Source organism: Paeniglutamicibacter sp. (genome assembly GCF_046714615.1).
GTDB lineage: Bacteria > Actinomycetota > Actinomycetes > Actinomycetales > Micrococcaceae > Paeniglutamicibacter.
Genome location: NZ_JBKKAP010000081.1, coordinates 1 through 11794, shown reverse-complemented (window position 1 = coordinate 11794; position 11794 = coordinate 1). Strand labels below are relative to the sequence as shown.

11 protein-coding genes are annotated in these 11794 nt (G+C 66.1%); 7 read left to right on the top strand and 4 right to left on the bottom strand.

Annotation, left to right across the window (positions count from 1 at the left end; genetic code table 11):
• Window positions 1-29: 29 nt before the first annotated feature.
• Both ACLQ7E_RS09200 and ACLQ7E_RS09195 read left to right on the top strand, forming a co-directional pair.
• On the top strand, window positions 30-1070 hold the full coding sequence (locus ACLQ7E_RS09200) for an ABC transporter permease (RefSeq protein ID WP_411732283.1): 1041 nt from the start codon (window positions 30-32) through the stop codon (window positions 1068-1070).
• Complete coding sequence (locus ACLQ7E_RS09195; protein ID WP_411732282.1) at window positions 1067-2773, top strand: ABC transporter ATP-binding protein; 1707 nt, start codon at window positions 1067-1069, stop codon at window positions 2771-2773. The genes ACLQ7E_RS09200 and ACLQ7E_RS09195 overlap by 4 nt, the downstream gene beginning before the upstream one ends.
• An 84-nt stretch (window positions 2774-2857) precedes the next feature.
• Here the strand turns inward: ACLQ7E_RS09195 and ACLQ7E_RS09190 are convergent, their stop codons facing one another.
• Together ACLQ7E_RS09190 and ACLQ7E_RS09185 are read right to left on the bottom strand one after the other, a co-directional pair.
• Entirely contained in the window at window positions 2858-3322 is a 465-nt protein-coding gene (locus ACLQ7E_RS09190) for a GNAT family N-acetyltransferase (RefSeq protein ID WP_411732281.1), read from the bottom strand.
• Between the two features lie 37 nt (window positions 3323-3359).
• Window positions 3360-3974, bottom strand: a complete 615-nt coding sequence (locus ACLQ7E_RS09185) for a TetR/AcrR family transcriptional regulator (RefSeq protein ID WP_411732280.1) — start codon at window positions 3972-3974, stop codon at window positions 3360-3362.
• Between the two features lie 246 nt (window positions 3975-4220).
• Between ACLQ7E_RS09185 and ACLQ7E_RS09180 the strand changes: the two genes are divergently transcribed.
• Window positions 4221-5384 (top strand): acyl-CoA dehydrogenase family protein, encoded by a 1164-nt coding sequence (locus ACLQ7E_RS09180; protein WP_411732279.1) that lies wholly within the window; start codon window positions 4221-4223, stop codon window positions 5382-5384.
• Between the two features lie 141 nt (window positions 5385-5525).
• Window positions 5526-6056: a MaoC family dehydratase gene (locus ACLQ7E_RS09175; RefSeq protein WP_411732333.1), complete on the top strand. Its 531-nt coding sequence runs from the start codon at window positions 5526-5528 to the stop codon at window positions 6054-6056.
• Between the two features lie 6 nt (window positions 6057-6062).
• On the opposite strand, the gene ACLQ7E_RS09170 is transcribed toward ACLQ7E_RS09175, so the two are convergent.
• Together ACLQ7E_RS09170 and ACLQ7E_RS09165 are read right to left on the bottom strand one after the other, a co-directional pair.
• A complete protein-coding gene (locus ACLQ7E_RS09170; protein ID WP_411732278.1) occupies window positions 6063-6734 on the bottom strand; it encodes a response regulator in 672 nt (223 codons plus the stop codon).
• Window positions 6731-8305: an ATP-binding protein gene (locus ACLQ7E_RS09165; protein ID WP_411732332.1), complete on the bottom strand. Its 1575-nt coding sequence runs from the start codon at window positions 8303-8305 to the stop codon at window positions 6731-6733. The genes ACLQ7E_RS09170 and ACLQ7E_RS09165 overlap by 4 nt, the downstream gene beginning before the upstream one ends.
• Before the next feature lie 258 nt (window positions 8306-8563).
• On the opposite strand from ACLQ7E_RS09165, the gene ACLQ7E_RS09160 reads away from it, so the two are divergent.
• The 3 genes from ACLQ7E_RS09160 to ACLQ7E_RS09150 are packed head-to-tail and all read left to right on the top strand — an operon-like array spanning window position 8564 to window position 11721.
• Window positions 8564-9571, top strand: coding sequence for a Bug family tripartite tricarboxylate transporter substrate binding protein (locus ACLQ7E_RS09160; RefSeq protein WP_411732277.1), 1008 nt, complete (start codon window positions 8564-8566; stop codon window positions 9569-9571).
• Entirely contained in the window at window positions 9568-10071 is a 504-nt protein-coding gene (locus ACLQ7E_RS09155) for a tripartite tricarboxylate transporter TctB family protein (RefSeq protein ID WP_411732276.1), read from the top strand. Before ACLQ7E_RS09160 ends, ACLQ7E_RS09155 begins: the two co-directional genes overlap by 4 nt.
• A gap of 15 nt (window positions 10072-10086) precedes the next feature.
• Window positions 10087-11721, top strand: a complete 1635-nt coding sequence (locus ACLQ7E_RS09150) for a tripartite tricarboxylate transporter permease (RefSeq protein ID WP_411732331.1) — start codon at window positions 10087-10089, stop codon at window positions 11719-11721.
• The last annotated feature ends 73 nt before the right edge of the window (window positions 11722-11794 follow it).

Genomic DNA, 11794 nt, shown 5'->3' with positions numbered 1-11794 from the left:
AACCACTTCAAGGCACGGGAGGACCGGAGATGACCATCGAGAAAGATCCGGCCGAGGCCCCGGCCCTCCTGCTGGCCGAGGCCGAGGACGCGGCGCTGGCGCGCAAGGACTCCGTCTCGCTCAGCCAGGGCCAATTGGTCCGCCGCCGCTTCTTCGCCCACCGGGCAGCCATGATTTCGACGGTGGCACTTCTCTTCATTGCCGTCATGGCCTTCACCTCCATCGGCTACGCGGGCATCCCGGGCTGGTGGGGCAAGGACTACACCACGGCCGGAACCGTCATCGACGCGGGGCGTCCCACGCTCTCCCTCCTGCCTTCCTGGCTGGGAGGTTCCGGCCTGGCCTGGGGTGAGCACCCCTTCGGCCAGGACTCCACGGGCAAGGACTACTTCGCGCTCGTGATGCGCGGCACCCAGCAGTCGATCATCATCGCCGTCATCGTCGGGATCGTTGCCACCGTGATCGGAGCCGTCGTCGGTGCCGTGGCCGGGTACTACCGCGGCTGGGTCGATGCCGTGCTGATGCGCATGACCGACCTGTTCATCGTGATCCCGCTCCTGGTCCTTGCCGCGGTGCTGGGGCAGATCGCCTCCCGCACGGGCAACACCACCATCGCCTTGGCCCTGGTGCTTGGCCTGGTCACCTGGACCGGGTTGGCCAGGTTGGTGCGCGGCGAGGTGCTCTCGCTGCGCGAACGCGAATACGTGGCGGCGGCCCAATCCATGGGCGCGAAAACCAGCCGCGTGATTTTCAAGCACCTGCTGCCCAACACCATTGGCGTCATCGTGGTCAATGCGACGTTCGCGATTGCCGGTGCCATCCTGCTGGAGACCTCGCTCTCCTACCTCGGCTTCGGGGTCAAGGCCCCGGATTCCTCCCTGGGCCTGCTCATCAGCCAGTACCAGAACGCGTTCACCAACCGGCCGTGGCTGTTCTGGTGGCCGGGCATGATCATCCTGGCGATCGCGCTGAGCGTCAACTTCCTGGGCGACGGCCTGCGCGACGCCTTTGACCCGCGCCAGACCCGCAAGGCCAGGCGCCGCAAGCAGAAGGAAGTGGTTTCCGAATGAGCATCTCCTCACCATTGGCAGGCGAAAACGCAACGGCGCTGAGCTTCGAGAACCTGTCCGTCTCCTTCGAGACCGAGTTCTCCGACGTGCACGCGGTCAAGGGACTCTCCCTTGAGGTGTACCCCGGCGAGGTCGTGGCGCTGGTGGGCGAATCGGGCTCGGGCAAGTCGGTGACCTCCACCGCCGCCATCGGGCTGCTGCCCTCCAACGCCTACATCACCGGCAAGGCCCTGGTCGGCGGGGTCAACGTGGTGGGCATGGCCGAGAACAAGATGCGCAAGATGCGCGCCACCGACATCGCCATGGTCTTCCAGGAACCGATGACGGCCCTGAACCCGGTGCTCACCATCGAGCGCCAGTTGACCGAATCCCTGGAACTGCACGGCCTGGCCTACGGCAAGGAGGCCACCGCGCGTGCCATCGAGCTGCTGGAAATGGTCGGCATCCCTGACCCGCGCAAGCGCATCAAGCAGTACCCGCACCAGTTCTCCGGCGGCCAGCGCCAGCGCATCGTGATCGCCATGGCGATCTCCTGCGACCCGAAGGTCATCATTGCCGACGAGCCGACCACCGCGCTGGACGTGACGGTGCAGGCCGAGATCCTGGATCTGCTGCGCGAGCTCAAGGACAAGCTGAACACCGGGATCCTGCTGATCACCCACAACATGGGCGTGGTGGCCGACCTGGCCGACCGCGTTGCGGTGATGTTCCACGGCTCGCTGGTGGAGACAGGCACCGTGGACCAGGTGCTGAACCACCCGCAACACCCGTACACGCAGAAGTTGCTGGCCTCCGTGCCCCGGCTGGAAGCCGTCGACGTGACGGGGACCTGGGTGCCGGAGCCGATGGCCCCGGTGGACCCTGACCGCACGCTGGTGCTCGAGGCCAGGAACCTGGTGCTGGAATACGACATGCGCGGCACCAAGTTCCGGGCCGTCGACGACCTGTCCTTCGAACTCGCGCGCGGGCAGATCCTGGGCATCGTGGGGGAGTCGGGGTCCGGCAAGTCGACAGTCGCCAAGGCCGTGCTGGGGCTGCTGCCCGTGGCCTCGGGCGTGCTGGCGGTCCACGGCACCAACCTCGCCACGCTGCGGCCCAAGGCGGCACGGGCGATCCGCGCCAAGATCGGGGTGATCTTCCAGGACCCCGCGGCGTCGCTGAACCCGCGCTTCCCGATCGGCGACTGCATCACCGAACCGATGGTGGTGCACAAGGTTGGCAACCGTGCCGAGCGCATCAGGCGCGCCTCCGAGCTGCTCGATGCGGTGCACCTGCCCCGCACGGTGATCAACCGCTACCCGCACGAGCTCTCCGGCGGCCAGCGCCAGCGCGTGTGCATCGCCCGGGCGCTGACCCTGGACCCGGAGCTGTTGATTGCGGACGAGCCGACCAGCGCCCTGGATGTCTCGGTGCAGGCCGCGGTGCTGGAAATGATCCAGGAGCTGCAGGCACGCTACGAGTTCGCCTGCCTCTTCGTCAGCCACGACCTGGCCGTGGTGGACCTGCTGGCGCACACCGTGGTGGTCATGAAGGACGGGAAATCGGTGGAACAGGGGCGGGTGCGCGACGTGCTGCACGCACCGCAGCACGACTACACCCGCCGGCTGCTGGCCGCGGCCCCGGTCCCCGAGCCCCGCGAACAGGCCATCCGCCGCGAGGCGCGCCACCTGCTGCTCGAATTGGAGACGCCGGAAAACCGATAGCCCGCACATGACAGAGGCCGGGAAGCCCCGAAGGGTTTCCCGGCCTCTGTCATGCCCCCAGGGGGGCGAAGTCTGCGGGCGGGGCTAGCTGAGCTCCATGATGAATTCCTTCACGACCGCGGCGCGGGCGTTGGAGAAATCGGCCGACTCTTCGATGACCTTGAAACCACGTCGTTCCAGGACCTTGATGGAGCCGATGTTGTCCTGCGGCACGCGGGCGCGCAGCGGACGGGCGGTGTACTCGGCCAGGAACGCGTCCACGGCCGTGGTGGTGATGCCCTGGCCCCAGTAGCGGCTGGCGGTCCAGAAACTGATCTCCGGGATCGTTTCGTTTTCGAAGACCAGGATCGAACCTGCAACTTCGCCGTCGTGCTCGATGGTGCGCACAATGACCCGGGGATCATTGATGATCAAGCCCCAGTGGTGGTCGAAGACCCCGCGGTCTGCCGGGTTCCGGGCCGTGAAGGCAGCCATGAGGTTGGCTTCGGGGTCCTGCTGGTGTTCGAAGAACTGATCCAGGTCTTCGGGCTGCAAAGGCCGTAGATGCACGGTCACTGCCTCTCTAGTTGTGGTGATCGTCTAGGCCCTAGCCTACCGGTGTGAACAAGGCCGATGCCGCCATCTGGTTCAGCAGCTTGCGCAACCCGGCCTTGGAGGTGCGCGGGGAGTGCGCCGAATGCGCGGTTGAATTGAGCAAGCCGAAGGCCGCATGGGCCCGGAACCGAATGACGGCGTTGGTTTCCTGCGGGTGGATCAGGTGCAGCTGCTCGGTCCACAGTGCGATGTAGGAGCGTTGCAGCTTCCGCACCAATTGCAGTTCGGCTGCAGGCAGGGTCTCCAGGTTTCGGTCCTGGACCTGGATGATGTCGGGGCGGGCCAAGGCGAAGTCCGTGTGGAAGGCGATCAGCCGCTTCACCGTCTCGGCGGCGGTGCCGCCGGCGCCGGCAACCTTTTGGCCGCCGTCCAGCAGATCCTGGCTCATGCCCACCAGCAGGGCGATGAGCACCGCCGACTTGCCGGAGAAGTGCCTGTACACCGCCGGTCCGCTGATGCCGCAGGCGGCTCCGAGATCCTCCAGCGAAACCCCGGCATAGCCGTGGATGGCGAAGAGCCTGGTGGCCTCGGTCAGCAGGTCCTCGCGTCGCTGCGCCTTGGCGCGTTCGCGGTCGGTCGATGCAGGGTCCTTGGGAATGCCGTTCACCCTCCACCGTTCCTTCGTGCCTGGGCCCCGGCGGCCGCCAATGGGCTGCCGGTGCAACTTTCTCCGGGAGGCTGGACAAGTGTGCCGCACGCCACTAACCTCGGACTCAGTTAATGATCACTAACAATACGTGGTCAACCGGCAAAGCCCAAGCGGCGCGCAACAGCGCACCGTGCGGCGACGCGGCCCACCCGGCCGCAGGCAATCCGGCAGCCATGCCGACCAGCGAAAGGGGCACAGGGAAACATGATCAACCTGGAACTCAACGAGGACTACCTGGAACTCGCCACGACGGTGCGCGAGTTCGCCCGGGAGGTCGTGGCGCCGGTGTCGGCCAAGCACGATGCGGCGCACTCCTTCCCCTACGCGGTGATCGCCCAAATGGGCGAGATGGGCCTGTTCGGCCTGCCCTTCGGCGAGGACGTCGGCGGCATGGGCGGGGACTACTTCGCGCTGTCCCTGGCCATCGAGGAACTGGCGCGGGTTGACCAGTCGGTGGCCATCACCCTGGAGGCGGGGGTGAGCCTGGGGGCCATGCCCATCCACCGCTTCGGCACCCAGGCCCAGAAGGAGCGTTGGCTTCCGGCGCTGTGCTCCGGGGCGGAACTGGCGGGGTTCGGGCTGACCGAGTCCGGCGCGGGATCCGATGCCGGGGGCACCGCCACGACGGCGGCGCTGAAGGACGGGGCCTGGGTGATCAACGGGTCCAAGGAATTCATCACCAACTCCGGAACCGACATCTCGACGCTGGTGACTGTCACCGCCGTCACCGGCACCCAAACGAAGGCCGACGGTTCCATCGCCAAGGAGATCTCCACGATCCTGGTGCCGCGGAACACCCCGGGATACACCGTTGACCCCGCCTACGACAAGGTCGGCTGGCGCGCCTCTGACACCCACCCGCTGAGGTTCGAGAACGCCTCGGTCCCCGAGGAAAACCTGTTGGGGGAGAGGGGGCGCGGCTATGCCAACTTCCTGTCCATCCTGGATGAGGGGCGCATCGCCATTGCCGCGCTGGGTACCGGGGCGGCCCAGGGCTGCCTGGACGAGGCAACCGCCTACGCCAAGACCCGGACGACCTTCGGGAAGCCCATCGGCTCGAACCAGGGAATCTCCTTCAAGATCGCCCGGATGGCGGCCCGGGTGCACACCTCTCGCCTGGCCTACTATGCGGCCGCAGCCAAGATGCTCGCCGGCCAGGACTTCAAGACCGAGGCCGCCATCGCCAAGCTGGTTGCGGGCGAGGCTGCCATGGACAATGCCCGCGACGCCACGCAGATCTTCGGCGGCTACGGGTTCATGAACGAATCCCTGGTGGCCAGGCACTACCGGGATTCGAAGATCCTGGAAATCGGCGAAGGCACCACCGAAGTCCAGCTGCTGCTCATCGCCCGTTCGCTGGGTCTCTAGGAATCGAAGGCGAACGGCCCGAAAGTTTGTAGGATACGAGAACAAGGATTTTCGTGGGTCGCTTCGTCCGCCGCACCGCTCCCTTCAACGGGAGGCACGGCGCCGTCGAAACCCCACACCAGGACGAGGGGCGTGAGGAACATGGCAGAGCAGGACGATGTACGTGAAATCCACGAGCGGGGCCTGTACTTTGAGGAACTGGATCCCGAGGCGGTCTATGTGCACTCGCCCGGGCGCACCATGACCGAGGCGGACAACGTCCTGTTCACCGCGTTGAGCATGAACACCCAGGCGTTGCACCTGGACGCTGCATTCGCCGCGACCCAGCCCTTTGGCCGCCGGGTCATGAACTCGATGTTCACCCTGGCCACCATGGTGGGGCAGTCGGTGTCGCAGCTGACCCAGGGGACGCTGATGGGCCAGCTGGGCCTGACCGACGTGCGGTTCCCGCATCCGCTCTTCCCGGGGGACACGCTCTATACCCAGACGCGGATCGTGGACCTGCGCCCCTCCAACTCCAGGCCGGGGCTCGGGGTGGCAACGTTTTCCCATGTGGGCAAGAACCAGGACGGCATCACCGTCGCCGAGGCGACGCGGGTGTGCCTGATGTTCACGCGCGAGGCCCACCTGAAACTGCAGAACGGGTCCTTCGGCGAGGACGACTGGGTCTAGTCCGCCTTAGGGCCGCGGGCCGCGCCAGCTGTAGCGCCGCTCCGGGCGGCCGCCGCCGTAGCGCAGGTCCACCTGCACCGCCCCGGTCTCGTGGAGGTATTCCAGGTAGCGCCGCGCGCTGACCCTGGAGAGGCCCAGCATCTCGCCGACCTCCAGCGCGGAGAAGTCCGTCTCGGCCAGGCGCAGGGTCGCCTGCACCCGTTCCATGGTCTCCGCCCCACAGCCCTTGGGCAGCGGCTTGTCGGAACCGGCCATGGAGAAGACGGCATCCACGTCGGACTGCTCGGCGGTGTCGGAGGATCCCAGCGAACGGTAGGTGCTGCGGTAGTGTTCCAGGCGCTGGTGCAGGTCCTCCTGGGTGAACGGTTTCATGAGGTAATGCACGATGCCGCCGCGCAGCGCCCGGCGTACGGTGTCGGCCTCGCGGGCGGCGCTGATCACCAGGACGTCGAGCTCCGGGACGGCGGCGCGTAATTGGACCAGCAAATCCAACCCGTAGATGTCGGGCAGGTGGATATCCAGCAGGACCAGGTCCGGCTGGATGCGGCGGGCCTCGGCCAGGGCCTGGGCCCCGGTGCGGGCGACGCCCGCGACCTCGAATCCGGGCATTTGCGACACGAACCCGGAGTGGATTCGCGCGACCATGAAATCATCGTCGACGATGAGCACCTTGATCATGACTGCACCTTTTTCCCCAGACGGGCCGTGAAGACGGCCCCTTCGTCATTGGCCACGGTGACGTCGCCGCCGCGGCGCAAGCACACCAGCCGGGTCAACGCCAGGCCGAAGCCGCGCCCGGCCTCGGACGACGAGGTCTTTGTGGTGTAGCCCTGAACGAAGATCTTAGCAACGTTCCCGGAGTCAATGCCCTCGCCCGAATCGTGTACCCGCACCACGACCTGGTCGTTCTCCTCGGAGACCCGGACGTCGACCCTTGCGCTTTCGCGCCCGGCCACCGCATCGATGGCGTTGTCCACCAGGTTGCCGACCACGGTGGTCAGGTCCCGGGAGAGGGCCTCGTCCACCCGGCCGAGGCGCGATGCGGGATCCAGGTCGATGCCCACGCCCCGCTCCGAGGCCAGGGCGGACTTGGCGATGAGCAGCGCGGCAACCGTGGGATCGGCGACCCGGTTAGTGACATCATCGAGCAGCCGGGTCCGGCTGAAGCTCACACCGTTCACATAGGAGAGCACTTCGTCGTATTCCTCCAGCTGGATCAGCCCGGAGATGGTGTGCAGCTGGTTGGCGAATTCGTGGGTCTGTGCGCGCAGCGTCTCGGTCGTCATGCGCGTTGCCCCCAGTTCCTTTTCCAGGGTCGTCAATTCGGTGCGGTCACGCAGCGTGGTCACCGACCCGACCAGTCGGCCGCGGGATTCCATGGGTCGGCGGTTGAGCACCACCAGGCGCTCGCCGACCAGTACCAGCCGGTCGGCGTCCGCCTGCTTCTCGGTCAGCACCTCGCGCAGCGCCGCGTCGATGGAGAGGTCCTGGAGCGTTCGGCCCTCGCAGTCATCTGGCCAGTCCAGCAGCCTGCGCGCGGCGTCGTTGGCCAGGGTGATGCGTTCACGCAGGTCGATGGCGACCACGCCCTCCTTGACTCCGTGCAGGATGGCTTCGCGGTGTTCGACCAGGCCGGTGATTTCCGCCGGTTCCAGGCCCATGGTCTGTCGCTTGACGCGGCGGGAGAGCATTAGCGACCCGAGGGTTCCCAGGGCCACTGAAACCCCCAGATAGACCAGCAAGTTCGGGGTGGCCTCCAACAACCTTTCCAGGAATGAGGGGTAGGTCCGCCCCACCGCGGCGAAGCCAACGAGCTTTCCGTTGTCATCCAGCACCGGGACATGGGCCTCCAACATCTTGTTGTCCCCGCGCACAGTTGCTCCCGTCCAGGCACGGCCCTGCATGACGTCGGATTCGCCGAGGGGAAATTGCTCACCGAGCAGGGACGGATCCGAGGATGTCACCACGATGCCCTGGGCATTGGCCAGCAGCGATTCGCTGCTGCCGGAGACCGAACGCACCGATTCGGCAATGGAGGGAAGAGCCGAACCGAAACGGGGCTTGGCCTCGGGCAGCAGGGCCCGCACCAGGGGGATCGAGGCGAGGTTTTCGGCCGCAGAGAGCGAGCGCCGGGACTCGACCCGTTCAAATGTTTGGGTTGCCTGGGCCAGGGACATGGCAAGCACTCCCACCATGACTGCCAGCAGGATCAGCAATTGCAGTCCCAGAAACTGTCCTGCGAGGGACAACCGGGCGGTGCGGCTGAATCGTGGGGCAATGGTTTGCCTGGACACCGGCGGTCCCTTCCGTGCCAAGCTGGACCCGGCGCCAATCGCCGGATCCGTCAAGTGCCATCCGCGTGTACTCTACCCAAACCGGGCCTGGGCAACGAATGTGACCGTGAACACAATGAACAAAACTTTCTTTGCGAACACAAGAATTGCCCTCGGGCGATCGCGCCCTAATGTGGTGCTCATCATTCACTCGCATTTGAGATGGGAATCACAATGGGACGAACCAATATCTTGCGGCTGGCAGCAGTTGCCGCCGGCATTATGCTCGCCGCCACCGGCTGTGGAGTAACCGGCAACGACGCCGGGGCCTCCAACAGCGCGACCGAAACCGGACCGGTCACCGGCCTGCGCATCATGGTCCCCAACAGCCCCGGCGGCGGCTACGACACCACCGCCCGCGTCGGTGCCAAGGTCATGGAGGAAGCCGAAATCGCCAAGTCGATCGAGGTCTTCAACCTTGCCGGCGCCGGCGGCACCGTGGGCCTGGCCCGCATCGTGAACGAAAAGGGCAACAACGACCTGGGCATGCTCATGGGCCTGGGCGTGGTGGGCGCGAGCTACACCAACGACACCGACGCCCGGCTGACCGACACCACGCCGATTGCCCGTCTCATCCAGGAGCCGGGGGCCATCATGGTCTCCAAGGATTCCCCGTACAAGACCATCGACGATCTCGTCGCGGCGTGGAAGAAGGATCCCTCCAAGGTCGCCGTTGGCGGCGGCTCGTCGCCCGGCGGGCCTGACCACCTGCTGCCGATGCAGCTTGCCCAGACCGTGGGCATCGACCCGACCAAGGTCAACTTCGTTTCCTACGACGGCGGCGGCGACCTGCTGCCGGCGATCCTGGGCAACAAGCTGGGCTTTGCGGCATCCGGTGCCGGCGAGTTCCTTAAGCAGATCGAATCCGGGGATGTCCGCGTGCTGGCCACCTCCGGTGCCGAGCGCCTCGAGGGCGTTGACGCCCCAACCCTGAAGGAATCGAACATCGACCTGGAATTCAGCAACTGGCGCGGGCTCGTTGCCCCTCCGGGCATCAGCGAAGAAGCCAAGGCCCGCTGGATCTCCACGCTGGAGAAGATGCACGAGTCCGAGGAATGGAAGCAGGCACTGACCGACAACGGCTGGACCGATGCATTCATCACCGGCGATGAGTTCTCCACCTTCCTCACCGATCAGGACAAGCGGGTCTCCGACGTCCTGACCGCACTTGGCTTGGCATGAAACCAGTAGCCATCTGGCTCAAGGACCGCTCCGAGCTGGGCTTCGCGGCCTTGCTCGGGGCGGTCGGGGCCATTGTGCTGATCGATGCGTTTGGCCTGAACGTGCCCTACCGGCAGTCCGACGGACTGGGGCCCAAGACGGTTCCCTACATCGTCGGCGCACTGCTTCTTATCTGTGCCGTCATGCTGGCCATCAACGTCCTGCGCGGGGGTGCGGCGGAGCCCGAGGACGGCGAGGACATCGAGATCGGAACGCCCATCGACTGGAAGGTCGTGGTGCCGCTGGGGCTCGTTTTCATCGTCAACATCGTCTTCATCGACATGCTCGGCTGGGTCATTTCCGGGACCATCCTGTTCTGGGGCAGCGTCCTGGCACTGGGCGGACGCAACTACATCCGTGACGGACTGATTTCCGTGGCCCTCGCCGTGGGCACCTTCTACGGCTTCTATCTGGGGCTGGGCATCCACCTGCCGGTCGGACTGCTCAAGGGAGTGCTCTAAGTGGAAACATTCAACATGCTGATGCAGGGGTTCGCCACCGCGGCAACCCCCATCAACCTGCTCTTCGCCGTGCTGGGCGTGCTTCTGGGCACCGCCGTCGGCGTGCTGCCGGGCATCGGCCCGGCCATGGCCATTGCGCTGCTGCTGCCGGTGACGTACGGGATGGAACCCACCGCCGCGATGATCATGTTCGCCGGGATCTACTACGGCGGAATGTACGGTGGCTCCACCACCTCGATCCTGTTGAACACCCCGGGAGAATCCTCGACGGTCATCACCGCCATCGAGGGCCACAAGATGGCCAAGGCAGGTCGCGCAGCCCAGGCGCTGGCGACCGCAGCCATCGGCTCCTTCGTCGCCGGCACCATCGGCACCGCACTGCTGGCAACCATCGCACCGTGGGTGGTGAAGTTCGCCGTGTCCCTGGGCAACCCGAGCTACCTGGCTATCATGCTGCTGGCGCTGATTGCCGTGACCGCAGTCCTGGGATCCTCCAAGCTGCGCGGCTTTGCCGCGCTGGGACTGGGCCTGGCCATTGGCCTGGTCGGAATGGACCCGGTCAGCGGACAGGGCCGATTGATCTTCGGCCAGCCGCTGCTCGCCGACGGCTTGGACATCGTGGTGGTTGCCGTGGCGATCTTCGCCATCGGCGAGGCACTGTGGATCGCCGCGCACCTGCGCAAGACCGCCACCCACACGATTCCCGTCGGGCGCCCGTGGATGGGCAAGGCGGACTGGAAGCGTTCCTGGAAGCCGTGGCTTCGTGGAACCGCGTTCGGGTTCCCGTTCGGCGCGTTGCCTGCAGGCGGTGCGGAAATTCCCACGTTCCTGTCCTACGTCACCGAGAAGAAGCTCTCGAAGCACCCGGAGGAATTCGGGCACGGTGCCATCGAGGGCGTCGCCGGGCCGGAGGCTGCCAACAATGCCGCCGCCGCCGGAACGCTGACCCCGATGCTGGCCCTGGGCCTGCCGACCAACGCCACCGCCGCGGTCATGCTGTTGGCACTCATGCAGTTCGGCATCCAGCCGGGCCCGCTGCTCTTCGAGGAGGAACCGGTGCTGGTGTGGGCGTTGATCGCCAGCCTGTTCATCGGCAACGCCCTGTTGCTGCTGATCAACCTCCCCATGGCACCGCTCTGGGCCAAGCTGCTGCAATTGCCGCGGCCATACCTCTATGCAGGCATCCTGTTCTTTGCCACGCTGGGCGCCTACGCGGTGAACCTGCAGACCTTCGACCTGGTCCTGCTCTTGGTGCTGGGCCTGCTGGGCTTCGCGATGCGTCGCTTCGGCATCCCGGTGTTGCCGCTGATCATTGGCGTGATCCTTGGCCCCCGTGCCGAGGCGCAATTGCGCAAGTCGCTGCAGCTGAGCGCCGGCGATCCGGCGGGCCTGTTCAGCGAACCGGTCGCAGTGGTCGCCTACGTGATCATCGCCGTGGTCCTGCTGTGGCCGCTGGTCGCGAGGCTGCTGCGCCGCCTGTTCCCGAAGGCGGCAGCCGAACTCGAGGAATTCACGGAACCCGTCCTGGCGGAACCCGATGCAGAGACGGCCGTTGCCGGTGAAACCGAAGTCGGCACGACCGGCGAAGACGGACACGCGAAGCCCGAAGAGCACCACGCCACCCGTCGTGGCGGCCGACGGCGCTCCTAGCCGATCAAGGTGCAATTCGCTGTTGCCCTCGTTTCCCCTTCCGTTCCGGGGTAAGCGAGGGCCACAGCTGCTT